22 protein-coding genes are annotated in these 24,306 nt (G+C 36.1%); 10 read left to right on the top strand and 12 right to left on the bottom strand.

The window, feature by feature from the left end:
* Nucleotides 1-45: 45 nt before the first annotated feature.
* Nucleotides 46-1,395: a Trk system potassium transporter TrkA gene (gene trkA / locus A9Q93_RS00660; protein ID WP_303685448.1), complete on the top strand. Its 1,350-nt coding sequence runs from the start codon at nt 46-48 to the stop codon at nt 1,393-1,395.
* Nucleotides 1,395-2,891 carry a TrkH family potassium uptake protein gene (locus A9Q93_RS00655; protein ID WP_303685447.1) on the top strand — a complete coding sequence of 499 codons (1,497 nt, stop codon included), beginning with the start codon at nt 1,395-1,397 and terminating at the stop codon, nt 2,889-2,891. Before trkA ends, A9Q93_RS00655 begins: the two co-directional genes overlap by 1 nt.
* Nucleotides 2,892-3,022: 131 nt before the next feature.
* Here A9Q93_RS00655 and A9Q93_RS00650 read toward each other — a convergent pair whose 3' ends face one another.
* On the bottom strand, nt 3,023-4,210 hold the full coding sequence (locus A9Q93_RS00650) for a pyridoxal phosphate-dependent aminotransferase (protein WP_303685446.1): 1,188 nt from the start codon (nt 4,208-4,210) through the stop codon (nt 3,023-3,025).
* A 96-nt stretch (nt 4,211-4,306) separates the two neighbouring features.
* Here A9Q93_RS00650 and rsmG point away from each other — a divergent pair, with 96 nt between their 5' ends.
* On the top strand, nt 4,307-4,948 hold the full coding sequence (gene rsmG, locus A9Q93_RS00645) for a 16S rRNA (guanine(527)-N(7))-methyltransferase RsmG (RefSeq protein WP_303685445.1): 642 nt from the start codon (nt 4,307-4,309) through the stop codon (nt 4,946-4,948).
* Between the two features lie 56 nt (nt 4,949-5,004).
* Here the strand turns inward: rsmG and pruA are convergent, their stop codons facing one another.
* From pruA to A9Q93_RS00630, 3 genes are all read right to left on the bottom strand, one after another.
* Nucleotides 5,005-6,633 (bottom strand): L-glutamate gamma-semialdehyde dehydrogenase, encoded by a 1,629-nt coding sequence (gene pruA, locus A9Q93_RS00640; protein WP_303685444.1) that lies wholly within the window; start codon nt 6,631-6,633, stop codon nt 5,005-5,007.
* A 139-nt stretch (nt 6,634-6,772) separates the two neighbouring features.
* The gene (apaG, locus tag A9Q93_RS00635) at nt 6,773-7,159 is read right to left on the bottom strand and encodes a Co2+/Mg2+ efflux protein ApaG (RefSeq protein ID WP_303685443.1); all 387 of its coding nucleotides are present in this window, start codon (nt 7,157-7,159) and stop codon (nt 6,773-6,775) included.
* 3 nt (nt 7,160-7,162) lie between these two features.
* The gene (locus tag A9Q93_RS00630) at nt 7,163-8,362 is read right to left on the bottom strand and encodes a DUF3667 domain-containing protein (RefSeq protein ID WP_303685441.1); all 1,200 of its coding nucleotides are present in this window, start codon (nt 8,360-8,362) and stop codon (nt 7,163-7,165) included.
* A gap of 195 nt (nt 8,363-8,557) precedes the next feature.
* Between A9Q93_RS00630 and A9Q93_RS00625 the strand changes: the two genes are divergently transcribed.
* On the top strand, nt 8,558-9,181 hold the full coding sequence (locus tag A9Q93_RS00625) for a hypothetical protein (protein WP_303685440.1): 624 nt from the start codon (nt 8,558-8,560) through the stop codon (nt 9,179-9,181).
* Between the two features lie 320 nt (nt 9,182-9,501).
* Here the strand turns inward: A9Q93_RS00625 and A9Q93_RS00620 are convergent, their stop codons facing one another.
* On the bottom strand, nt 9,502-10,761 hold the full coding sequence (locus A9Q93_RS00620) for a DUF5103 domain-containing protein (protein ID WP_303685439.1): 1,260 nt from the start codon (nt 10,759-10,761) through the stop codon (nt 9,502-9,504).
* 183 nt (nt 10,762-10,944) lie between these two features.
* Between A9Q93_RS00620 and A9Q93_RS00615 the strand changes: the two genes are divergently transcribed.
* The 6 genes from A9Q93_RS00615 to nqrF are packed head-to-tail and all read left to right on the top strand — an operon-like array spanning nt 10,945 to nt 16,886.
* Nucleotides 10,945-12,288, top strand: a complete 1,344-nt coding sequence (locus A9Q93_RS00615) for a Na(+)-translocating NADH-quinone reductase subunit A (protein ID WP_303685437.1) — start codon at nt 10,945-10,947, stop codon at nt 12,286-12,288.
* Between the two features lie 3 nt (nt 12,289-12,291).
* On the top strand, nt 12,292-13,467 hold the full coding sequence (locus tag A9Q93_RS00610) for an NADH:ubiquinone reductase (Na(+)-transporting) subunit B (protein WP_303685435.1): 1,176 nt from the start codon (nt 12,292-12,294) through the stop codon (nt 13,465-13,467).
* A 2-nt stretch (nt 13,468-13,469) separates the two neighbouring features.
* Nucleotides 13,470-14,195 carry an NADH:ubiquinone reductase (Na(+)-transporting) subunit C gene (gene nqrC / locus A9Q93_RS00605; RefSeq protein ID WP_303685434.1) on the top strand — a complete coding sequence of 242 codons (726 nt, stop codon included), beginning with the start codon at nt 13,470-13,472 and terminating at the stop codon, nt 14,193-14,195.
* A 40-nt stretch (nt 14,196-14,235) separates the two neighbouring features.
* Nucleotides 14,236-14,937 (top strand): NADH:ubiquinone reductase (Na(+)-transporting) subunit D, encoded by a 702-nt coding sequence (locus A9Q93_RS00600; protein WP_303685432.1) that lies wholly within the window; start codon nt 14,236-14,238, stop codon nt 14,935-14,937.
* A 17-nt stretch (nt 14,938-14,954) separates the two neighbouring features.
* On the top strand, nt 14,955-15,569 hold the full coding sequence (gene nqrE / locus A9Q93_RS00595) for an NADH:ubiquinone reductase (Na(+)-transporting) subunit E (RefSeq protein WP_303685431.1): 615 nt from the start codon (nt 14,955-14,957) through the stop codon (nt 15,567-15,569).
* 15 nt (nt 15,570-15,584) lie between these two features.
* Nucleotides 15,585-16,886 (top strand): NADH:ubiquinone reductase (Na(+)-transporting) subunit F, encoded by a 1,302-nt coding sequence (gene nqrF, locus A9Q93_RS00590; RefSeq protein ID WP_303685430.1) that lies wholly within the window; start codon nt 15,585-15,587, stop codon nt 16,884-16,886.
* A 464-nt stretch (nt 16,887-17,350) separates the two neighbouring features.
* Here nqrF and A9Q93_RS00585 read toward each other — a convergent pair whose 3' ends face one another.
* From A9Q93_RS00585 to A9Q93_RS00555, 7 genes are all read right to left on the bottom strand, one after another.
* On the bottom strand, nt 17,351-18,667 hold the full coding sequence (locus tag A9Q93_RS00585; RefSeq protein WP_303685428.1) for a sugar MFS transporter: 1,317 nt from the start codon (nt 18,665-18,667) through the stop codon (nt 17,351-17,353).
* Nucleotides 18,668-18,704: 37 nt separating this feature from the next.
* On the bottom strand, nt 18,705-19,685 hold the full coding sequence (locus tag A9Q93_RS00580; protein ID WP_303685426.1) for an isoaspartyl peptidase/L-asparaginase family protein: 981 nt from the start codon (nt 19,683-19,685) through the stop codon (nt 18,705-18,707).
* Between the two features lie 113 nt (nt 19,686-19,798).
* Nucleotides 19,799-20,281 (bottom strand): hypothetical protein, encoded by a 483-nt coding sequence (locus tag A9Q93_RS00575; protein WP_303685425.1) that lies wholly within the window; start codon nt 20,279-20,281, stop codon nt 19,799-19,801.
* Nucleotide 20,282: 1 nt separating this feature from the next.
* Entirely contained in the window at nt 20,283-20,687 is a 405-nt protein-coding gene (locus A9Q93_RS00570) for a RidA family protein (RefSeq protein ID WP_303685424.1), read from the bottom strand.
* Between the two features lie 14 nt (nt 20,688-20,701).
* Complete coding sequence (locus tag A9Q93_RS00565; protein ID WP_303685423.1) at nt 20,702-22,096, bottom strand: NAD(P)/FAD-dependent oxidoreductase; 1,395 nt, start codon at nt 22,094-22,096, stop codon at nt 20,702-20,704.
* Between the two features lie 115 nt (nt 22,097-22,211).
* Nucleotides 22,212-23,474 (bottom strand): kynureninase, encoded by a 1,263-nt coding sequence (gene kynU, locus A9Q93_RS00560; RefSeq protein ID WP_303685422.1) that lies wholly within the window; start codon nt 23,472-23,474, stop codon nt 22,212-22,214.
* A complete protein-coding gene (locus tag A9Q93_RS00555) occupies nt 23,474-24,157 on the bottom strand; it encodes a selenophosphate synthetase (RefSeq protein WP_303685421.1) in 684 nt (227 codons plus the stop codon). Before A9Q93_RS00555 ends, kynU begins: the two co-directional genes overlap by 1 nt.
* Between the last annotated feature and the right edge of the window lie 149 nt (nt 24,158-24,306).

Raw genomic sequence — 24,306 nt, 5'->3', positions numbered from 1 at the left:
ATAGACTCCATTCCAGTATCTTTGAAGTACTACACAAACGATTATATGAAAATCCTTATTGCAGGAGCTGGAGAAGTAGGTTTTCACCTTGCTAAATTGCTGTCTTACGAGTCTCAAGATATTACACTCATTGATCCTATACAGGAGAACTTGCATTATGCTGATACACACTTAGATATTAGGGTGTTGCGTGGTGATTCTACCTCTATTAAAATTTTACAAGATGCACGCATAGATCAAGCAGATCTTGTGATTGCGGTAACGAGTAGCGAGACCACAAACATTACTATTTCTGTACTAGCAAAACAACTAGGGGCAAAACGTACTATTGCACGTATTACAAATACAGAGTTTCTTGAACATCAAGATGCGATAGGATTTTCTGGCTTTGGGATAGATGAATTGATATCTCCAGAAGCGCTGGCTAGTAAGGAAATTGAATTACTCCTCAATCAGAGTGCATTTAACGACAGTTACGAGTTTGAGGATGGAGCACTAACTATGGTAGGTGTAAACTTGCAACGCACGGCTCAGTTTGTAGGTAAAACAGTGCAACAAGCAGGAGAAATTTTTCCTGGAATTCATTTTATGCCTATTGCTATACAGCGTTTTGGTACTCAATACACTTTGATACCTCGTGGAGATACACAGTTTAAAGAAGGTGATCAAGTATACTTTATTACAACGGCCGGTGGCGTTGAAGAACTATATAAACTTACAGGAAAGACTAAGCATGTCATGCGTAACGTCATGATTTTGGGTGGTAGTAACATAGGAAAGCAAAGCGCGATGCAGCTTTCCAAAGCTGGCGTAAACGTGAAACTTATTGAAAAAGACGCCAAAAAAGCTTTTGATCTAGCAGACTCACTTCCTCAGGTACTTGTTTTAAACGGTGATGGTAGAAATGTTGAGTTATTAGAAGAAGAAAACATTCATGAAATGGATGCCTTTATAGCAGTAACGGGCAATAGTGAGACTAATATTATTTCTTGCCTAATGGCAAAAAGTAAAAGCGTTAAAAAGACGATCTCTTTAGTAGAGAACATGGATTACTTCCAGTTATCGCATAGTATAGGAATAGATACTTTAATCAATAAAAAATTACTGGCGGCAAATAATATCTTTAGATATGTGCGTAAAGGAGAGGTAGTCGCTATGACAAAGCTGAACAACATGAATGCAGAGCTGCTGGAATTTATTGTGAAACCAGAGAGTGAAGTTTGTGGTAAAACGGTTGCAAATGCTGGAGTCCCAAGAAGCGCCATTATAGGTGGAGTTATTAGAGAAGGAGAAGGAAATATAGTATTAGGAAGCTTTACCATACAAGCTGGTGATCGAGTAGTAGTATGTTGTTTACCGCGATCTATTTCTAAAGTAGAAAAACTCTTCTTATAATGACTAGACTCAATTATAAGATTATAGTATACATCATGGGACTATTATTAGTCTTTAATGGTGGTTTTATGTCACTATCTGCCGTAGTGAGTGCTATTTATGGAGAAAGTGAAGGGTTGCAAATTCTTGCTGCCGCAGGTGTTGCTATCTCATTGGGTGGCGTTGTTATGTACTTTACACGCAAGCATGTTAAGGAATTAAGTAAGAAAGAAGGTTACCTAATTGTAACGTTAGGCTGGTTAATTATGGCTTTTGCTGGTACTATGCCTTATACTTTTACAGGAGCAATTTCTAATTATACAGATGCCTTTTTTGAAACCATGAGTGGATTTACCACGACAGGAGCTAGTATCATGAATGATATTGAGATCATGCCTAAAGGTATTCTGTTTTGGCGTAGTCTTACGCACTGGATAGGAGGAATGGGAATTATTGTTCTTGCGGTAGCAATCTTGCCTCTATTAGGAATAGGAGGAATGCAGCTTTTTGCCGCCGAAGCTCCAGGACCTAGTAACGATAAATTACATCCTCGTATTACAGACACTGCTAAAAGGCTCTGGTTGATCTATGTAGGCTTCACAGGATTAGAAACACTATTGCTTAAAATCGCTGGAATGGGTTGGTTTGACGCGATTAACCATGCGTTGAGTACGCTTTCTACTGGCGGTTTTTCTACTAAGAATGCAAGTACAGCTTTCTGGAATGATAATCCTGCAATCCAGTGGATTATCGTAATTTTTATGTTTATTGCAGGAACAAACTTTGTCTTGAGCTATTTTGCTTTTAAAGGCAGGTTTTCTAAAATATTAAAAGATACCGAGTTTAAATGGTATGCTAGTTTTGTTTTTGGATTTTCTATTATAGGCGGGCTGTTAATTTACTTTCAAGCAGATCCATCTGTTTCTTCTATTAATCATCCTATGGTGCTGGGTGAGTTTGAAAGTGCATTTAGACACAGTACGTTTCAAGTACTTGCAGTAATAACTACAACAGGTTTTGTCACTGCAGATTATACGTTGTGGACACCTTTTTTAACCATTATGTTTTTTGGTTTATTCTTTTTAGGAGGTAGTGCAGGATCTACTTCTGGTGGAGTAAAGGTTATGCGCCATATAATCTTAATACGTAATGGTATCATGGAGTTTAAGAGAACGCTGCACCCTAATGCTATTTTGCCAGTGCGCTATAATGGTCGTGCTTTACAAAGCGGTATTGTATTTAATGTGCTAGGTTTCTTTATTCTCTATATGCTTTCATTTATTGTAGGAGCGACAGTTCTTGCCGCATTAGGTTTGGATTTTGAAACTGCCATAGGTGGCGCTTTAAGTAGCTTAGGAAACGTGGGGCCAGCCTTTGGTAATCTTTCTCCTGTAGATAATTTTGCTGGATTACCACCTTTAGGAAAATGGTGGTGTAGTTTCTTGATGTTGATAGGAAGACTGGAGCTGTTTACCGTATTGATATTATTGACGCCTTTCTTTTGGAGGAATAGGTGATAGCCAGTTGATGAAAGAATAAAGTTCTATAACATTATTAAAAGTGATATGATTATGTTTGATAGGATGATAAACATTAAAAAGGGAAGCTTAATAAAGCTTCCCTTTTTGAGTAAAATCGATTCATATTTTTAAGAAAGCACCTCTTTAATCCTCTTCATCGCTTCTTTAATTTGCTCTGTACTAGCAGCATAAGAAATACGTATACAATTAGGTGCGCCAAAGGCATCACCAGTAACGGTAGCGACTAGCGCTTCTTCTAATAAGAGTAAAGAAAAGTCTGTCGCATTTTCAATTTTTTGACCTTTAATCGTTTTTCCAAAAAAGGCCGAAACATCTGGGAACACATAAAAAGCACCTTCTGGAGAATCTGTTTTAAAGCCTTCGATTTCAGAAAGAAGTTGGAGAATTAAATCACGACGCTCTGCAAAAGCATCGATCATGTACTTTATTTTTGAAACTGGTGCTTCTAAAGCTGTGATAACCGCTCGTTGGGCGATACAATTCGTACCGCTAGTGATTTGTCCTTGCATCTTGTTACAAGCTCTAGCAATCCATGTAGGAGCGCCTATATATCCTACTCGCCATCCTGTCATTGCAAATGCTTTGCTCACACCATTAATTGTTACTGTACGATCGTACATAGATGGAATAGAAGCCATGCTGGCATGTTTACCCACATAATTTATGTGCTCATAAATTTCGTCACTTACTACAATGATATCCGGATAGTCTGCAAGAACATCTGCAAAGGCTTGTAATTCTTCCTGACTGTATAAACTACCACTAGGATTATTAGGTGATGAGAAGAGCATCATCTTAGTTTTAGGCGTGATGGCAGCTCTCAGTTGTTCTGGAGTTATTTTAAAATTTTGCTCTACGCCAGCTCTTACTTCTACTGGAGTTCCTTCGGCAAGTTCTACAATAGCAGCATAGCTCACCCAGTAAGGTGCTGGCAAAATACACTCATCTCCTTTGTTTAATAAAACCATTGCAACATTTGCAATAGATTGTTTGGCACCTGTAGAAACTACAATCTGACTGCGATCGTAGGTCAGGTTGTTGTCTCTTTTAAATTTATGGATAATGGCATCCTTTAATTCTACATAACCGTCTACTGGAGTATAGCTGTTATAATTCTCATTAATCGCTCTAATAGCAGCTTCTTTGACAAAATCTGGCGTGTTAAAGTCTGGTTCTCCTAGACTAAGTCCTATAATGTCTTTACCTTGCTCTCTTAGCTCGCGAGCCTTTGCGGCCATTGCTAGAGTTGCACTTGTAGGTAAGTTATTGATGCGATCAGATAGTTGAGAATTCATAATAGTTGTATTGTTTTACAAAAATATCATAACACTTGAATTAACAATCGTCTTAGTCGATAATTAATATTTTATTTTTGCACAAATTATAAAACAGTGCATCAAATCATAAAAGAACATTTTCCGCATATCACAGATCATCAATTAGAGCAATTTTCTAAACTAGGTGATTTGTACAAAGAATGGAATGCTCAAATTAATGTGATCTCTAGAAAAGATATCGATCAATTATATACAAGACACATTTTACATTCATTAGGTATTGTTACTGTATTACGCTTTCGCGAAAGCGCACCTAATAAAAGTGGCGGGACTAGAGTGCTAGACGTAGGAACTGGTGGCGGTTTTCCAGGAATACCTCTTGCGATCATGTTTCCTAAAACAAGTTTTCACTTGATCGATGCGATAGGTAAAAAGATAAAAGTTGTAGACGCCGTTGTAGAAGCATTGGGTCTTGAAAACGTTACTACAGAGCATGGTCGTGCAGAAAAAGTAAAAGGACGCTTTGATTTTGTAGTCTCTCGAGCAGTGACTAATATGCCTGATTTTGTACGATGGGTAAAGAATAAAGTGAGGAAAGATAGTTTTCACACTTTAAAAAACGGAATTCTTTATCTTAAGGGTGGCGATCTTACTGAGGAACTAGCAGCTTTTCCGAAGGCAACTATTTATGAACTGCAAGATGTTTTTGAAGATCCGTTCTTTGAAACCAAAAAGGTAGTACACTTACCGTTATAACTACAAAAAAAAAGCCACATCGATAGATGTGGCTTTTTTATTATGATAAACTATAATTACTCTCCTAAAAACGGATATCTGTAATCTGTAGGTGTTACAAAAGTTTCTTTAATCATACGAGGTGAAACCCATCTCAACAAGTTCAATTTAGAACCTGCTTTATCATTTGTTCCTGAAGCACGTGCACCACCGAAAGGTTGTTGACCTACCACTGCTCCAGTACATTTATCATTGATATAGAAGTTACCAGCGCAATTTTCTAATGCTGTAGTAGCTTGAGACACTGCATAGCGATCTTGACCTAAAATAGCACCTGTTAAGGCGTACTCACTTGTGGTATCGACTAAGTGAAGCATTTCTTCATATTGATCATCTTCATATACGTAAATAGTAATTACTGGGCCGAACAATTCGGTTTCCATAGTTACGTACTTAGGATCTGTAGTAACGATAACCGTAGGGTCCACAAACCATCCTTTTGATTTATCGTAATTACCACCTATTACAACGTCTGCATTTGAGTCGCTTTTTGCACCGTCAATATATTTTGCAAGTTTATCAAATGAGCCTTCATGAATTACGGCAGTGATAAAATTACTCATGTCCTCTGGAGATCCCATTTTAAAGCTCTCTACGTCACGACGTATTAATTTCTCTACTTCTGGCCACATGCTCTTAGGTATGTAAGCTCTAGAAGCTGCGCTACATTTTTGACCTTGAAATTCAAATGCACCTCTCACTATAGCGGTACTTACTTGCTCTGGTATAGCGCTGCTATGAGCAACGATAAAATCTTTACCACCAGTTTCTCCTACAATCTTAGGATAGGTTTTATAGGTGTTGATGTTTTCGCCTATTTTAGTCCACAGGCCTTTGAATACAGAAGTGGAGCCTGTAAAATGCACACCAGCAAAATCTGGATGTGACATTACTTCGTCAGTCATCATCACAGGATCTGCGTTAACCATATTTATTACACCATCTGGTACACCTGCTTCTTTAAAAACTTCTACAATGACTTGAGCGCTTAACATTTGATGGTCACTAGGTTTCCATACACAAACATTACCCATTAAGGCTGCACTAGATGGCAAGTTGCCAGCAATGGCAGTAAAGTTAAAAGGAGAGATGCAGTATACAAAACCTTCTAATGGACGGTATTCTAATCTATTCCATGCGCCAGAGGTAGATTCAGGCTGCTCTGCATAAATCTCTGTCATGTATTGCACGTTGAATCTTAAAAAATCCACAAGCTCACAAGCAGAATCGATTTCTGCCTGAAATATAGTCTTAGATTGATTGATCATAGTTGCCGCGTTAATGCGTGCGCGGTATGGTCCAGCAACCAGCTCTGCAGCTTTCAAGAATATTCCAGCTCTTTGTTCCCATGGCATTTGGGACCATTTTTTGCGAGCTTCAAGAGCAGTTTCAATAGCTTCTTGTACTTCTTTTTTACTACCTCTGTGGTATTTACCTACTATGTGTTTATGATCGTGTGGTGGTCTTATGGGAGCAGTATCTCCAGTTTTTACTTCTTTTCCATTAATGTAAAGAGGTACTTCAGTGTCAGTATTCCACAATTCTTTGTAAGCTGCTAGCACTTGGTCTCTTTCTACAGTTCCTGGAGCATATGTTTTAATAGGCTCATTTACAGCAACTGGAACTTTGAAAAATCCTTTTCCCATGATCGTAATTTGTATTTATAATTTGCGTGTGAAATTACAAATATTCTATCGTATCCTAATAGAGAAGATGGTAAAGAAATCTTAATAAGAAATAGGTGCTGGTTTTTATCTCGCTTTCGCGAAAGCGAGAACCTTAAAATCAATTCAAGGCAAAAGGAGCACTCAACTTAAATGTAGGAACAACAACTCTAAATTGATTAGAAGTAGCAAAGTTGACCATATTGTAAAAGCCGCTCATGTTTCCAAAAGGTGATGACAAGAGACAGCCGCTTTGATATGTGTGAGAATCTCCTGGCTTGAGAACAGGTTTTTTACCTATAACACCTTCTCCATCTACATGCTCTATGCGGCTCAAACTATCTTTTATGCGCCAGTGTCTAGAGGTAAGCTGGACAGAATCTTTACTTTGATTTTCAATAGTTATAGTATAAGCAAAGGCAAATTGCATTTTATAATTTTTATAAAATGTACCTTCAAAACTGGTCTTAACAGTTATCTTAATACCTCTTGTAATTTGCTGTAACATATTCTAATAAAGTGCTATACCCACCAAAAGTAGTAAACTTATTCCTGTTATAAGTCCTATAACAAATATAAAACTTACTAATAAAAATTTAATGATTGTTTTAAATCGCTTCTGTGAGTAAAAATTACGTAAAGCTTTGTAGAAATAAAAAGGTCCTATAAACCAAAAGAAAACCTGCGCTAGATTTACATATCCTAAAGTGATCCATTTAATAATAAATAATAAGATCATACTTAGAAATACAAATGTCAAAGTATTGAAGGCAAAAATCAAATGCTCCATATAAGTAAAATCTCTTCTGAGATAAAGTAGCCATAAGAACAAAGTTAAAATAGGAGTAAATAGAAATAGAAAAATGGGCAGTTTAGGAAGGATAATGTCTCCTAGAATGGAAGGATCTTCACCTATTTTGTTCATTAAAATTACTTTATCATAAATGGCTCTATTGTATTTGGAGTTTTGGTGTTCCATCTTTTCTAGAGCTGTTGAAGTATCAGCAATTTTATACTCGTCGTAAAAATCTGAATAGTAGTCTGTTTGCGTAAAGAAGCGCTGTGTGGTGCTAAGGCTGTCTAGCTTTGTTTGTGAGATCTTCTGGAGTGTGTTCTTGCTCGTTGCGCTTGCTACCGATGTTTTAAGACTATCGTTTTTTAATCTACTTTCTTGCTCTTTTCTTAATTTGCTAGCTACCATTTTACCTGCAAAAGAGCTGTTCTCTATCTCTTTTAATTCTTCGTCTGTGAGTGTAATTTCTTCTTTGTCATCTTGCATTTTTATAGAAATTAAACCGTTTTCTATATCGACCTCTGCCTCCTGATCGTCATTTTTATTCAGTACTTTTTCCACTTGTTCTTCGGTAAAATACCTAAAAAATTCTTGAGCTTGTACCATCAAAAAGAACACAATACAAACGCTTAGAAAAAACCGAAAAGGATTTGCATAGCTTAATCTTTTACCACTTATAAATTGCTTGCTTACAAAACCAGGTTTGAATAATAGATGTGTAATCGTACGCCAGATACGACTGTCATAAGAAAAGATGTTAGAGAAGAACTCTCCAAAGAAATCTTTGAGCGCAAGCTGCTTTTTAGAATTGAGCTGTCCACATTGATGGCAGTACTTGTCTTCTACGTCGAGTGGAGTGCCGCAATTAAGACATTCTTCACCTCTATATTTAATAAGCGATCTGGTGGTAGGTTTCATTTATTTGTAGCAGTTAAATAAATGTAATTAAGGTGTTTGGAATCCTAAACACTAAATTATACAAATTTTAAAGTTTTTGCTTATCAAGAATAAAATGCTGTTAAACATAATGATTTATTTGATAATAACGTTTTTTTTTTGATTTAAAAAATCTTTGCAAGGATAAAATAATATTAATCATTTAAAATTTTATGTATGAGAATTAAAAAGAAATATTTTCCGATAATACTTTTGATTTTATGTTTTATAATAAATGCCTGTTCAAAAGAAGGAATAGAAAACTATCAAACGGAAGAAAGTCAAAATTTTATTTCCAAAATTAGCGCCAATGCCATATTAGATGATGGGAGGTTCCTTAGTTTAATAGAAAAAAACGATCGACTTTTGAATAAGAATTACAATTTGGAATTATTAAATCAGTTAGTTGCAGAAGAAAATGATGATGTAGAATTATTAGGTCAATCTCTTGGTTTTGAAACGACATCGGAGTTTATAAATTTTCAAAATGAATTTGTACAAGATTTAAATTACCTTCAAGATACCTATAATATAAAGGAAATAAGTGAGATAGAATTAGTCGATTTAATACATCAAACTGGTTATTATAATTCTCAAGTAGAATCTGACCCTTTTTGTGATAGGGAACGAAGAAATTGCTTAGTGCAAGCTTCGGCAGCTTACACTTTAGAAGCTGTTGGTTGTTCTGCATTAAATCTGACTTTGTTTGGTGGTGTTGTTTGTTATGGAGTTATAACCGCTTTGTATTTATCTGAAGTAGATGACTGCGACATACAATATCAAAGATGTGGGGCGTCTTAAAAGTTTTTACTATGATTTTAGATAAAAGAAACCGACACGCATTAGCATATTTTTTAATTCTAGTAATAGGAATATCATTGTTTGAAATTAACTTTCTAGTAGATACTTTTGTTAACAGAATGATATTTTATGGACTAATGTTTATTGCAGGTTTGAGCATGTTAATATATCACCGTAAAAACCTAAAAAGAAATGTTCTAATAGTTCAATTTTCTTTTGTGATATTGATTATAGCGATAGTGTCATGGACATATTTATAAAAATTAAGATACTTTGAAATAATTTCTAAGTATCTTTTTTATTTAATTGAAACATTCGAATTAATTCGTAATATTCTGAGAGTTTGCTTCTCCTATTCCTATTAGTTGATCGTAACGACCACCTAACTCTCTATAATAAGCAAGAACCGAATATTGATTTTCTGTTTGCCATTTATTACCGCTTATAAAACCTGGGTCTTGCGTGCCGTCTTCATAGATAACTTGGTAACGGTAGTTGTAAAACCCTTGCTTTAATAAGATTATAGCTTCATATTTACCAGATTTAGGATTAAAAACAGCTTCATTTTCTTCCTGTAGCTGGAATGCATTATAATTACCCATAATGTATACTTGAGCATCTGGTGGCAATTGAATTCCTTGTGTATCGAGTGCAAAGTGAATATTTACATATTCTGCCTGGACGTCGTTATCTTCATTATCAATAGTGGTGACTAGAAAGTTCCCGTTAATATCTGGGTTAAAAGTGTATTCTAGATCTTTGCGTGGTCCGTCAACAAATAAGTAGGCTTCATAAAGATCTTTCTTACGTACAAAATCTATGTTCACATTAGGTGATCTGAAGTCTCGATTTTCAAAATTTAAAAATTCGTTTCCGGCCCAGAAAGATGTCTTTTCATCATATCTGTAAACTTGTTTATTTCCTAGGTTGAATTGTGGTTTTATATCTGTAATAACTGTATTCAAATCACTGTTTTGAATGATAGCCACTTTGAGCTGATCGTTAGGATTTATGAAGTTAATCTCTCCAGAATCTACAAAGAACTGAACACGCTGTTGAGAATTTACAAACTGTAGATCTCGAGCTCTTTTAATTTCTACACCTACCACAGCTTTCTCGTCTAGTACCATGAACTTTCTTGAGAACACAAGCTCGCGATCATCATTATATATGTGTATCATGTAATTGCCACTTACTTTAAATCCTTGTGTAAATTGATTTGGGATTCTTAGATCGTAATGTGAATAAGGTTGAATCGTGGTAAAGGAATTGCGATAATTAAATATGCGCATATCATCAATACCTTGTAAAAATTCATTTTTAAATAATTGACTAGGGTTCCAGTCGTAGTCATAATGTTCAAACTGGTAGTAATAATCAGCCTCGTCGCCTATAACATCGTCAAAACTTATTTCAAATCCTTCACCTAAAGTAAATATAGGAAGCATGTTCTCTGGAGGTTTGTTAAAAGTAACCGATTTAATATAATCAGGATCGTTAACCAGCTCATCCATGGTTTGAGAATAGCCATAAAAAAAACTAAAAAGAACTGTAATTGATAATAAAATATACGACTTCATATAGGATTGCAATAAAGGATAAATATAACTTAAAGTTAGTTGATAATTACGCTTTCGCGAAAGCGGTGCCAAAACTAATTAAAAGATCTATTTAGAGAGAGTCTAAATAATTATTTAAGTTACATTTCAGATCATTATATCGTAAATTTGCAGACTTTTATAAAAGACTAAATATAACATCCTATGTCAAAGGACATTAAGATTAGAAAAGGGCTTGATCTTAAGCTCAAAGGAGAAGCTAGCAATACTATTGTAACAGCTTCAAAGTCTTCCATTTATGCTATAAAACCTGCTGATTTTCACGCTGTTGTACCTAAGTTGATACTTAAGGAAGGAGCGGCTGTTAAAGCTGGTGAACCGCTTTTTTATTCAAAGTACGATGAAAAAGTAAAATTTGTAGCTCCTGTAAGTGGAACGATTTCTGAAATTTTACGTGGTGCCAAAAGACGTATACTAGAAGTGAAAATTACAGCAGATGGAAATTCTGATGCGATTTCTCATGGCAAAGTAGATGTGGCTACAGCCTCTGCAGATCAGATTAAATCACTGTTACTAGAAGGTGGATGCTGGCCTTTTATTATTCAGCGTCCGTATAGCGTTATTGCCAGTTCTGAGGATACACCTAAGTCTATTTTTATATCTGCTTATGCAACAGCTCCATTAGCTGGTGATCCTGAAGTTTTTCTTGCAGATAAGAAAGATGCGTTTCAAGCAGGTATTACAGCTTTAAGTAAGCTTACCTCTGGAAAAGTACACCTTTGCGTAGGTAAAGGTTCTTCTTTAAAGGATGTAAAAAATGCAGATGTTCATACTGTAAAAGGACCGCATCCTGCAGGGAATACTGGCGTTCAAATACATAAGATAGATCCCATTAATATGGGAGAGCGTGTATGGACAGTAGGTGCAGAAGATGTTGCCATTATAGGTAACTTGTTTCTAACTGGTGAGTTTAAACCAGAACGAACTGTTGCGCTAGTAGGAACAGATGCAAAAGAAGCTGATCGCCAATATTACAAAACGATTATAGGTGCTAATGTAAGTAGTATAATCGGTGAGGTGGATACAGATAATACTAGAATCATCTCGGGAGATGTGCTTACTGGTGATAAGTTAGAAAACAACCAGTTTTTGAATTTTTATCATAATACACTTACTCTTATTCCAGAAGGGAATGAGTATGCTTTACTAGGGTGGTTACCGTTTACACGTAATAAGGTGCCATCTAACGCTGGAACTTCTTTTTCTAAGTTGTTAGGAGGTAAAAGAGAAGTTGATACCAACTTAAATGGTGAAGATCGTGCACTAGTAGTAACTGGTGAAATGGAAGAAGTAATGCCTATGGATATTTATCCATTACAGCTTATCAAGGCTTGCATGGCAGGAAATATAGAAAGAATGGAAAATCTTGGGATTTATGAAGTAGCTCCTGAAGATTTTGCTCTTATTGATTTTACTAATACGTCTAAACTAGAGGCACAAGAAGTGATACGTCTAGGTTTAGATTTAATGTTAACAGAAGTAGGATAGACTATGAAATGGGTTAGAAACAAATTAGACCAAGCGAGAAAGCCGTTTGAACCTGGGCAAAAATTTGAAAAATTTGCACCAGCGATAAATGCTTTCGACACTTTTTTATTTACTCCTAATCACACCACTAAAAAAGGTGCCCACATTAGAGATGTGGTGGATTTAAAGCGTACAATGATTACAGTTGTACTTGCTTTAATACCAGCACTACTTTTTGGTATGTGGAATACAGGTGCTCAATACTTGTATCAAGAAATGGGACTAGCTAATGTAACTGATGTTCCTTTTTGGGATGCTTTTATTGAAGGTGCTATTTTAGTAACGCCTTTAATTATTGTAAGTTATGTAGTGGGATTAACGATCGAGTTTATTTTTGCAATATACAGAGGTCATGAGGTTAATGAGGGATACTTAGTTACAGGGCTTTTAATACCGATGATTTTTCCGGTAGATATTCCATTATGGATGCTTGCGATCTCAGTTGCTTTCGCTGTATTAATTGGTAAAGAGGCATTCGGTGGTACCGGAATGAATATTTTAAATCCAGCTCTTACCGCACGTGCATTTGCATTCTTTGCATACCCTTTATATATGTCTGGTAACGCTATATGGGTGCATCAAGGTGCAACTGATAGCATTTCTGGAGAAACGATTTTAGGAACACTTGCACAAGGTAAATCTGTTGCTTATAGCTTTTTTGACGCAGCAGCTGGTTTTATTCCAGGTTCTGTATCTGAGACTTCAACTATCGCTGTGCTTATAGGTGCAGCAGTCTTAATGCTTACTAAAGTAGGAAGTTGGAGAATTATAGTAGGTGGATTTGCCGGTGCGGCAGTAATGGGATTGATTTTCAATGCTTTTGGTTTGAATGCTTTAATGCAATTTGACTGGTATATGCATCTTGTGGTAGGAGGATTAGCCTTCGGTCTTGTCTTTATGGCTACAGACCCAGTAAGTGCCGCTCAAACAATGAAAGGGAAATGGATCTATGGTTTTCTTTGTGGATTCTTTGGTGTTATGATACGAGTATTCAATCCAGCATATCCAGAGGGAATCATGTTAGCAATATTATTGATGAACGTATTTGCTCCTACTATTGATCATTACGTGATTCAAGGAAATGTATCAAAACGTAAAAAACGCCTTGCAAAAGCTAAGGCAAAACTTCAAACAGCTTAGAAATGGATAGAAATTCAAATGCTTATACATTTTTATTTGTCGTACTACTTATTGCAGTAGTGGCAAGTGCTCTTGCGTTAACTGCGACAGCTTTACAGCCAGAGCAGGCAGAAAATGTTAAGAATGAAAAGATGCAAAACATTCTTGGTACCGTAGGTATCGAGGTGGCAAGAGATAGTGCTCAAATCCCGTTTGACAAATATATAGTTGAGCGTATAGCACTAGACAGTAAAGGACAAGAACGTAATGATGTAGATGCTTTTACCGTTGATCTTAAAAAAGAACTTAAGAAAGATGTAGAAGAACAAGCTTTTCCTCTTTACGTTGCTGATATTGAAGGAGCAAAGTACTATATCGTTCCTTTGAGAGGTAAAGGTTTATGGGATGCAATTTGGGGTTATATAGCTTTAAAAGATGATGTGAATACCATCAAAGGAGCTGTGTTTGATCATAAAGCAGAGACTCCTGGTTTAGGTGCAGAAATTACTCAAACTTGGTTCAGAAAGAGATTTGATGACGAAAAAATCTTTGATGATGCTGGTAATTTTATCGGAGTATCTGTAGCAAAAGGTTATCAAGGTGGTGATAACAAAGATGATAATGCAATAGATGCTATCTCTGGAGCTACTATTACTGGTGATGGAGTTACTGATATGATATCAGAGCGTTTGATAAATTACCTTCCTTATTTTAAAAATAATACTAACGTAAAAGTGGCTTCTAATTAATTAGTTCCGCTTTCGCGAAAGCGATATAAATCCAACCGTAATGGCTGAAAATAAAAATATTAATAAGAAAGAAGATTTGATTCTTTTCTTGTCAGACACCGATGAGAGAGAAGGTCTTTTAGGAAAGAAGAATAGAAAACTACTTGCTGATCCTTTTACGGACAACAATCCAATTACAGTTCAAGTTTTAGGTATTTGTAGTGCACTTGCAATTACAGTGCAATTGAAACCTGCTATCGTAATGTCCATAGCTGTAATGGCGGTAATGGCATTTTCTAACATGATCATCTCAATGTTGCGTAATTTGATTCCTTCTAGGATTAGAATTATTGTTCAATTAGTGGTTGTAGCAGCGTTAGTAATTTTAGTTGATCAAATTCTTAGAGCTTACGCTTATGATGTTTCTAAAGAACTATCTGTTTTTGTAGGATTAATTATTACTAACTGTATTGTGATGGGACGTCTTGAGGCATTTGCTTTAGGAAATGGTGTGTATAAATCATTTCTTGATGGTATAGGTAATGCGGCAGGATATGCATTTATCTTAATTCTAGTTGCTTTCTTTAGAGAATTATTAGGAGCAGGTAAATTACTTGGTATGGAGGTAATACCTCAATCATTTTATGATGCAGGATATGTAAATAATGGTCTTATGTTATTATCGCCTATGGCGTTAATTACAGTTGGTATCATTATTTGGATACAGCGCAGCCGCAACAGAACTTTAATTGAACAAAATTAATCTAAGAAATAGAAAACATGGATTTAATTAATCTCTTCGTTAAAAGTATTTTCATAGAGAACATGGTTTTTGCCTACTTCTTAGGTATGTGTTCTTATCTAGCAGTATCAAAATCTGTTAAAACAGCAGTAGGTTTAGGTGCAGCTGTGGTTTTTGTATTAGGAATTACAGTGCCTATTAACTGGTTACTCGATACGTATTTACTAAAGCCTGGTGCTTTAACTTGGTTAGATGCAGAGTATGCAAACATTGATTTATCATTTTTAAGTTTTATCATGTTCATTGCTGTAATTGCAAGTATGGTACAATTAGTAGAAATGGTTGTTGAAAGATTTGCACCGGCTTTATATGGAGCTTTGGGTATATTCTTACCACTTATCGCTGTAAACTGTGCCATTTTAGGTGGATCTTTATTTATGCAACAAAAAGATTTCTCTGGTATAGGAGAGTCTGCAGTATATGGTGTAGGTAGTGGTATAGGTTTCTTCCTAGCCATTCTTGCTATCGCTGCTATACGTGAAAAAATCACTTATTCAAATGTACCTGCTCCATTACGTGGATTAGGAATTACATTTATTATTACTGGACTTATGGCATTTGGTTTCATGAGTTTTATGGGAATAGAAATTTAAAAAGAAAACATCAATATGGATTCTAACTTATTTACGATATTAGCGAGTGTAGTTATATTTCTTACACTTATTTTACTTCTTGTTTCCTTACTTTTAGGAGCAAAGTCTAAGTTGTTGCCTTCTGGACCAGTTACAATTAATGTAAATGGTGAAAAGGATATTACAACTGGATCTGGTGGTACATTACTGGGTACTCTAGGAGATAACAAATTATTCTTACCATCTGCTTGTGGTGGTGGTGGAACTTGTGTGCAATGTAAATGTATTGTTGCTGAAGGTGGAGGAACAATTCTTCCTACTGAAGAACCTCATTTTACTAGAAAAGAAATTGCCGAAGGATGGCGATTAGGTTGCCAGGTGAAGGTAAAGCAAGACATGAAAATCGAAATTCCTGAAGAGGTATTTGGAATCAAAAAATGGGAAGCAGAAGTAGTGCGTAATTATAACGTAGCCTCTTTTATTAAAGAATTTGTAGTACGTCTTCCAGAAGACATGCATTATGAAGCTGGTGGTTATATTCAAATTGAAATTCCTAAGTGTGAAGTTCGTTTTGAAGATATGGATATCACTGCTCACCCAGAAGAACATGAAACTCCAGATAAATTCCAAGAAGAATGGGATAAGTTCAACTTATGGCCACTTGTGATGAAAAATGGGGAGACAGTAGAGAGAGCATATTCTATGGCCTCTTTCCCAGCTGAAGGTCGTGAGATCATGTTAAACGTGCGTATTGCTACGCCGCCATGGGATAGAGCAAAGAATGGATGGATGGATGTGAATCCTGGTGTCGCAAGTTCTTATATCTTTAATCAGAAGCCAGGCGACAAGGTTGTCGTTTCTGGACCTTATGGTGAATTCTTTATTAACCACTCTGATGCAGAAATGCTTTATGTAGGTGGTGGAGCAGGAATGGCACCTATGCGTTCTCACTTATATGAGCTATTTAAGACTTTGAAAACAGATCGTAAGGTTACTTACTGGTACGGTGGTCGATCTAAAAGAGAGTTGTTCTATATCGAGCACTTCCGTGAACTAGAACGAGAATTTCCTAATTTCAAATTCTTTATGGCACTTTCAGAGCCTATGGAAGAAGATAATTGGAAAGTAAAAGAAGATATTAACGACGAGTCTGGTGATGGATTTGTAGGATTTATTCACCAAGTTGTTATCGACCAATATTTAACAAAACATGACGCGCCTGAAGATCTTGAGGTATACTTCTGTGGTCCGCCGTTAATGAATAACGCTGTTGGTAAAATGGCTGAAGACTTTGGTGTAGATCCTGAAAACATACGTTTTGATGATTTTGGAGGTTGATTTCTTCAAATTCTAATTTTAAATAAAAAAGCTCCAACTGTTAAGATGGAGCTTTTTTATTTGTGTAAAATATACTGTACTCAACAATTGATTCAGTGTTGATGTAATTGTAAAGTATAAGATGATTTTCAAATCTCATTACTTTCAATCAAAACTTCCTTTATTCAGTGAAGCCTTTTCAGTTTATTAATTATAATCCACCAAAGATTATGTCTTAAATGCTAGTAGAACCTTTAGTTTAAATATTGAAAATAGCACTCTTAGAGTTGATATATGTTCTGTTAAAATAGAGATCATCTTTAGTCGAATTATAAATTATTCGGAAGTTTGCGATTTTCTTATAATTTCTCCATAGGCTTAATAATCGCCTTATAAACGTTTTGAATATCGCTTTCGCGAAAGCGGAATTAATCAAATTTAAATTCAAACTAACAGAAGAGTCAGAAAATTTATATTCTGATTGTTTATAATTGAGCTCTTGAATGATTACGATAAGCAAAATAAGCGATGTATCCATAACAAAGAGTGAGTATAGTAAGCGCTACTTTAAATCCAGAATAGTCCACGATAAAACCGAAAATAGGTAAGATCACGCCACCACCTACGATTGCCATACAAAGCAATCCTGAAATTTTAGGTTTTAAATCACCTTGTCCATCAAGTGTTGTTGTAAAAATGGTTGGAAACATGATGGAATTAAAAAGTCCTACGGCAAGTAGCGACCACATGGAAACTAATCCAGTTGTAGAAACACTTACTAGAATTAAGGAAACAGCTGTGAGACCAAATACAGTTAAGATGATAGTAGGTTTAAATATTTTAGTTAGATAAGAACCTATAAAACGACCTATCATTGCGCCTAACCAGTAAAAGGTGACAAAAGCACCTACGATTCCTTTGCCATCTATATCTGTGGTTGTACCACCGAATAGTTCAATAATAGAAAAAGATAGATTCTTAAGGACAGGTGTTTCTCTTATTATAGAATCAAGATTCATTTCCATAAAATAGGTCACAGCAGCCGTACCGATGGTAACCTCGGCACCTACATAGAAGAAGATTCCTAATATCCCTAACCAAACCGATTTTTTACTTAACGCTTTTTTATAAGTTCCAGTGTTTTCACTTTCAAGGATCTTAGGCAGCTTAATAAACAAGAAGGTAATTCCTAAAAGAAAAATGAGAAAAGAAAACAATAAAAAAGGAGATTGCACAGCAGCTGCTTCTTGAATATAATAAGCATCTTTCTCTGCTGTCGACAAAGCATTTATTTCATCACCAGTTAAGATCTTATCGCTTAATAAGTAAGCGGCACCTACTAAAGGTGCAATGGTGGCACCAAAAGAATTAAATGCCTGTGATAAGTTAAGACGGCTGCTTGCTTTTTCTTCCGGTCCAAGTACAGCAACATATGGATTTGCGGCTACTTGTAAAATGGTAATTCCACCGGCTAAAGTAAAAAAGGCAAGTAGAAATACACCAAAAAGACGAAACTCTGAGGCAGGATAAAATAAAAGACAACCTACAGACATAGTGATTAGGCCTATAACAACACCTCTTTGATATCCAACTTTAGAGATTAAGCCACCTGCTGGAATGGAAAACACAAAATAAGCCACAAAAAAAGCCGACTGTAAAAATGCAATCATTCCATAACTTAATTCAAAAACCTCGCGTAACCTTGGGACAAGACTATCTACAAGTACAGTTATAAAACCCCATAAAAAGAACAGAACAGTTATAATTATAAAGGCTGTGGTGTAATTTTTTTTTGTTTCCATTAATGATGGTTGTTGGTAGGTTGATTTATAGCAATCACTATATTTTTAAATGCGCTGCAGATTCGATTCTTGTATTCGTAGAATTTTTATACTCCATTCTAGCAAAACCTGGATGGATGCAATAGCTTCCTGTTTCACCAGCTTTATTCATAGCAATATAGGCTACTTGAAAGTTTTCTATGTTTTTATTTTTTACGGTAATTCTTTGCAATGCTTCTTCACAAGCTTGTTGTGGAGATTTTCCCTGCCGCATTAGTTCGACAATAAGAAAGCTACCTACATTTTTCATGATTTCTTCTCCCATTCCAGTTGCTGCAGCGCCACCTATTTCATTATCTATAAATAATCCGGCACCTATAATAGGAGAATCACCTACACGGCCTTTCATTTTATAAGAAAGTCCTGAGGTAGTACATGCTCCAGCAATATCGCCGTTTTGATCCATACACAGCATTCCTATTGTATCATGGTTTTCAATGTTGATAATAGGTTTGTATTCGCTGTCTTTTAACCATTCTCGATACGCTTTTTCAGATGAATCCGTGAGCAAGTCTTCTTTTTCAAAACCATATTTATAGGCTAATTCCTCTGCTCCATCAGCCGCTAACATCACATGCGGAGTTTCTTCCATCACTATTTTTGCAAGTGCGGCAACATTTGTAATATTTTCTACACAAACTACCGCACCACAATCTCCATTAGAATCCATGACACATGCGTCAAGAGTTACATTTCCTTCTCGATCTGGTGCGCCACCTTTTCCTACTGTGGTGTTTTTAAGGTTTTCTTCTTCTACAGCAACTCCTTTTATGGCTGCGTCTAATGCATTCATCCCTTCATCAAGAGCTTTTCCTGCTGCATTATTTGCATTTGCAAATGCCCAAGTACATATCGCAATAGGTTGTTTTTTATCAGTCATTATTTTTTTCGGTTTTTCCACACAAGCAAGTAATGTCGCCCCAAGAGAAAGAGCAACTCCAGCTTGTGTGCTTTTAATGATGAATTTACGTCGGTTCATTTAATGATTCAATTTTCTGAAAAAAAATTCTAAAGTTCATCTTAACTCTAATCGACACTGAACAAATACATAGTATTTAATTTAACTATTAAATTCATTTGTAATCTTTTGTATTAAAAATTATTTTCTTCTTGAAAATCTAGGTAAGCCGCTTCACTTTGAAAAAAGAATATCATAAATTCATCGAAGCTTAGCTTTGTATATCTATGACCCATATCTTTTCGAATGAGTTTTAATAATTCATAGTACAATGTCATATGATCAAGCGATTTCGAATCTTTAGTAATTTCAAGAGTCCATTTACTATATTGTCTAAAAACATCATCAGGTGCATATACGAACATATCTTTTTTTATTTCTAAAAGTCTTTTAACTAAGTCTCTTTCAGAAATCTTTTTAGTAATTTTTCCTGATGCGGTTATATCAAATAGAAGATGTATAATACTAGAGTATAGGTTGTACTTCTGTACAGATAACTGATTTTCAATATCTTTAATTTTATCTTTTTGATGTCGAACTCTCCAAAGTAAATAAGTACTTATAGTTCCTAAGATAAATATTAAGATTTCCGTGATTTTTATATTTTCGAAATCCATATCATACAGGCTTATAAGCCATCGCCTTGATTTCAATCAATAAATGCGGATGTGGCAATTGATGCACAGCAACGGTAGTTCTGGTAGGTCCATCGTAGTCAAAAAACTCACCGTAAGTTTCATTATAACCGCCAAAATCATTCATGTTTACTAAAAAAGTGGTTACATCTACGACATCTTTAATAGAAGCACCTTCCGTTTGTAGGATAGCATCAATGTTTTCTAGAACTGCTGTGGTTTGTGCTTTGATATCAAGATTAGTCGTTCCCATCTCGTCCACTTCTACACCTGCAAAAGTGTTGTCTTTTCTACGACTGCTGGTTCCTGATACAAATAGAAAATCGCCCACGCGCTTTATGTGTGGATATTTTCCTCTTGGTTTTGCTTTGTCTTTTAATACTGCCATGTTGTTATTTTAAATTATCCTCGCAGCCACAACACCTCTTCGGTCTTTTGCTGGATGGATTTTAATAAATCGTTTAAATCGTCGTCTACTTTTATTTGGTCGTTTTCTAGCAACCATAAAATGGCTTTGTCCTGCGCTCGTCCTTTTAGCATGGCTGTCTCATAGCTTATTCCTTCCTCAGGGAAAGTTACGAGTGAGTATTTAGATTGGTATTCGGCTTTCGCGAAAGCTGCTTCTAAACGCATCTCGATTTGCCTTTTCAACTGGAAATTAGGATTTGCAACGCTATCTCTCATCTCCACAAAATTGTCCAAAGCCAAATTTGCGATAGCATCAGCATCTGGTTTTCTTATTTTAGAAAATGCTTGAAATGCGTCTGACCAAGTTTCATTTTTATCAATCATCTCATCAAAAACCACTACGTCTTCAAAACTCGCATTCATACCTTGACCATAAAATGGTACAATCGCATGTGCGGCATCACCCATGATCAGACTTGTGCCATAAGCAGTCCATGGAGAACAACGTACGGTTCCTAGCGGTGGCGCTGGATTTGTATGGTATTGCTCCACCAAGTCTGGGATGTGTTCCATCACGTCCTTAAAGTATGTCGTAAAGAATTCTGTTATTTCTTGGTCTGTTTTTATTTTGTTGAATGCTGGTCCATCACCATCATATTGCATAAATAAGGTAAGCGTGAAACTACCATCTAGGTTAGGTAAGGCAATCAACATAAAACCACCACGTGGCCAGATGTGTAAAAAGTTTTTCTCAATACGCCATTTGCCATCTTCAGTAGGCGGAATGTTCAATTCTTTATAACCGTGCGGTAACCAATTCATACTATGCGAAAACAAAAAGTCTCGCTGTTTCATCATCGCTTTGCGTACTACAGAACCAGCGCCGTCAGTTCCTAGAACGATATCTGCTTTCCATTCTTTCTCAGTATCAGTTTCAGAATCGTGGTAGGTGACTGAGGCATTTTTTAAATCTACTGCGGTAACAGCATCATCAAAGTCTATTTGAACATCTTCGTACTTATCGGCTTCATCGAGTAACAACTTGTTGAGCTCTTCACGCGAAATAGAATTGATATATTCGCCATCACGACCGCTATAATTAGAGGCAAACGTGTTTCCTTCTACATCATGTATTAATCGACCATGCATAGGAATACACAGTTCGCGAACTTTTTCTTCTAATCCTACCAGTTTTAAACCAGCTAGTCCACGATCAGACAGTGCAAGGTTGATAGAACGTCCACCATCGACAACTGCTTTGCGCATGTCTGGTCGTTTCTCAAGTATATCTACATGATAGCCTCGTTGTGCCAGTCGCAGTCCAAGCAGTGAACCACAGAGCCCAGCGCCGGTGATGAGGATATTTGTTTTTTTATTGGTTGTATTCATTAAGAAAGTTTCATTTATTGGAACATCGTCTTCGACATGCTCAGACTGACATATTAATTTTCAAAGATTCGTGTCACACTCAGCCTGTCGAAGTGCGATTTCACAGAACTAATTATTATAATTCCGACTTCAACACCTCCACAAATCTCCAACAATCCTCATAATTATTATACAGTGGCACCGGTGCGATACGAATCACATCAGGTTCTCGCCAGTCTGCAATGACTCCTTTTGCCGTAATGGCTTCAAATAAGGACTTATCGGCATTTTTAACAGCTAGGGATAATTGACAACCACGATCTTTAGGATCGCTAGGTGTAATTATAGAAATGCGATCACCATCTAATTCATTTAGGAGGTATTCTAAATAGTTAGTTAGCTGGATGGACTTCTGTCTCAGGTTATCAAATCCTGCTTTAGCAAATAGATCTAAACTTGCTCTTATGGCTACCATACTTAATATAGGTGGATTGGAAAGTTGCCAGCCTTCTGCACCGTGCATGGGTTCAAAGTCGTCACGCATTTTAAATCGTGTGTCTTTATTGTGTCCCCACCAACCGGTAAATCTTGGTAAGTCTGAATTGTTTGCGTGACGTTCATGTACAAAACAACCACCTAAACTACCAGGACCTGAATTCATGTACTTATACGTACACCACACGGCAAAGTCGGCTCCAGAGTTATGCAATTGTAAGTCTACATTACCAGCACCATGCGCACAGTCAAAACCTACCATGGCTCCAGCAGCATGGCCTAACTCTGTAATTTTTTTTAAGTCAAAAAACTGACCTGTATAATAGTTGACAGCACCTACCATAATTAGAGCAATGGTATCGCCTTGTTCTTTAAGTATTGATTCTAAATCTTCTAATCTTGGTGTATGCTCGCCAGTTCTAGGTGACCACTCGATAATATTTTCTTTATCGTCATGACCATGAAATTTTACTTGCGATGCAACGGCATAGCGGTCGCTAGGAAAAGCATCTGCCTCGATGATGATTTTAGTGCGTTTGCCTTGCGGTTGGTAAAAGCTCACCATCATTAAGTGCAAGTTTGTGGTAAGCGTGTTCATTATCACCACTTCGTGCGGTTTTGCGCCTACAACTTGTGCGGTTGTCTCTGTAAGAAACTCATGATAAGGCATCCAAGGATTCTCAGCATGAAAGTGGCCTTCTACACCAAGTTTTGCCCAATCTTCTAGTTCTTGATTTAAGAATTCTTTAGTCTGGCGTGGTTGCAAACCTAAGGAGTTACCACATAAATAAATGGAGTCTGTGCCATCGGTATGTTTTGGTATATGGAAGCTTACGCGAAAGCGAGATAAAGAATCACTCTTATCTAATTCTAATGCAAAATTATGGTCGGTCTTAAAATTCATTACTTCTTTTTAGTAATTTCTATATCGGTAAAATTAATATTAGTGGATCCATCTGCAGTTTTATGAGTCGTAGCAAATGTCAATCCTTTTATAGTTTTGAAATCTTCAAACGTAGTCGCCATTCCTATAGTTGTATCATTCTGACGGCGGTAAGCCCATTCTCTAACTTTATAGTCTTTATCATAATACATATCGTACGCATCGCCAGGAGTATAGCCACCATCGCCGGTATATAGTATAGTCACTTTATCTAGGGTGTTCTTAGAAATAGGAGCAACTTGAGATTTCTCCTCAGTAATGCTAGTTCCTTGATCCCATATCAATTTATATTCTGGTAGTAACCAGTATATATCATTTATAAAACCACGATCTGTACTTAATTGAATGCTATCAAGTGTTGCTTTACGATTATAATTTACAGTATCTTCTCGAGCGATTAACTGTACAGCATTTGTATTAGGGTTCCATGACCAGTGGCGAGTCATTACTGTAGATCCATTTTTGTCTACATTAAAACTGAACTTGATCTCTTCAATATCAGACCAGTTGTCAATTCCAGCTTCGGCAGCGATTTTTTGAGCAGTAGTGAGTTCTTTTACTTGAACTGTTTCTAGTGGTTTTTGATCATTCTTACAGCTTGCTATAAATACGAGGCAAATAAAGGCTATTACAGCTTTTTTCATGATGTTTTCTTATTTGGTTTAAAAATACAAATTCTATAGCGTTATGAAATGGTAAAGCTTTGTGAATAATCCATAACGAGAATGGGTTAAATCGTAATTTTGCAAAATGAAAGTGAAGCTAGTCGAAAAGAATAAGATGAGTAAAGGTC

This window comes from Nonlabens dokdonensis (assembly GCF_002162835.1).
GTDB classification, from domain to species: Bacteria; Bacteroidota; Bacteroidia; order Flavobacteriales; family Flavobacteriaceae; genus Nonlabens; species Nonlabens dokdonensis_B.
The sequence above is the reverse complement of the archived record's forward strand: the minus strand, read 5'-3'. Positions and strand labels throughout refer to the sequence as shown.

Excerpts from the sequence above, each read along its gene's own strand:
- trkA (WP_303685448.1), top strand. The coding sequence starts at position 46 with ATGAAAATCCTTATTGCAGGAGCTGGAGAAGTAGGTTTTCACCTTGCT.
- A9Q93_RS00655 (WP_303685447.1), top strand. The coding sequence starts at position 1,395 with ATGACTAGACTCAATTATAAGATTATAGTATACATCATGGGACTATTA.
- A9Q93_RS00650 (WP_303685446.1), bottom strand. The coding sequence starts at position 4,210 with ATGAATTCTCAACTATCTGATCGCATCAATAACTTACCTACAAGTGCA.
- pruA (WP_303685444.1), bottom strand. The coding sequence starts at position 6,633 with ATGGGAAAAGGATTTTTCAAAGTTCCAGTTGCTGTAAATGAGCCTATT.
- apaG (WP_303685443.1), bottom strand. The coding sequence starts at position 7,159 with ATGTTACAGCAAATTACAAGAGGTATTAAGATAACTGTTAAGACCAGT.
- A9Q93_RS00630 (WP_303685441.1), bottom strand. The coding sequence starts at position 8,362 with ATGAAACCTACCACCAGATCGCTTATTAAATATAGAGGTGAAGAATGT.
- A9Q93_RS00625 (WP_303685440.1), top strand. The coding sequence starts at position 8,558 with ATGAGAATTAAAAAGAAATATTTTCCGATAATACTTTTGATTTTATGT.
- A9Q93_RS00620 (WP_303685439.1), bottom strand. The coding sequence starts at position 10,761 with ATGAAGTCGTATATTTTATTATCAATTACAGTTCTTTTTAGTTTTTTT.
- A9Q93_RS00615 (WP_303685437.1), top strand. The coding sequence starts at position 10,945 with ATGTCAAAGGACATTAAGATTAGAAAAGGGCTTGATCTTAAGCTCAAA.
- A9Q93_RS00610 (WP_303685435.1), top strand. The coding sequence starts at position 12,292 with ATGAAATGGGTTAGAAACAAATTAGACCAAGCGAGAAAGCCGTTTGAA.
- nqrC (WP_303685434.1), top strand. The coding sequence starts at position 13,470 with ATGGATAGAAATTCAAATGCTTATACATTTTTATTTGTCGTACTACTT.
- A9Q93_RS00600 (WP_303685432.1), top strand. The coding sequence starts at position 14,236 with ATGGCTGAAAATAAAAATATTAATAAGAAAGAAGATTTGATTCTTTTC.
- nqrE (WP_303685431.1), top strand. The coding sequence starts at position 14,955 with ATGGATTTAATTAATCTCTTCGTTAAAAGTATTTTCATAGAGAACATG.
- nqrF (WP_303685430.1), top strand. The coding sequence starts at position 15,585 with ATGGATTCTAACTTATTTACGATATTAGCGAGTGTAGTTATATTTCTT.
- A9Q93_RS00585 (WP_303685428.1), bottom strand. The coding sequence starts at position 18,667 with ATGGAAACAAAAAAAAATTACACCACAGCCTTTATAATTATAACTGTT.
- A9Q93_RS00580 (WP_303685426.1), bottom strand. The coding sequence starts at position 19,685 with ATGAACCGACGTAAATTCATCATTAAAAGCACACAAGCTGGAGTTGCT.
- A9Q93_RS00575 (WP_303685425.1), bottom strand. The coding sequence starts at position 20,281 with ATGGATTTCGAAAATATAAAAATCACGGAAATCTTAATATTTATCTTA.
- A9Q93_RS00570 (WP_303685424.1), bottom strand. The coding sequence starts at position 20,687 with ATGGCAGTATTAAAAGACAAAGCAAAACCAAGAGGAAAATATCCACAC.
- A9Q93_RS00565 (WP_303685423.1), bottom strand. The coding sequence starts at position 22,096 with ATGAATACAACCAATAAAAAAACAAATATCCTCATCACCGGCGCTGGG.
- kynU (WP_303685422.1), bottom strand. The coding sequence starts at position 23,474 with ATGAATTTTAAGACCGACCATAATTTTGCATTAGAATTAGATAAGAGT.
- A9Q93_RS00555 (WP_303685421.1), bottom strand. The coding sequence starts at position 24,157 with ATGAAAAAAGCTGTAATAGCCTTTATTTGCCTCGTATTTATAGCAAGC.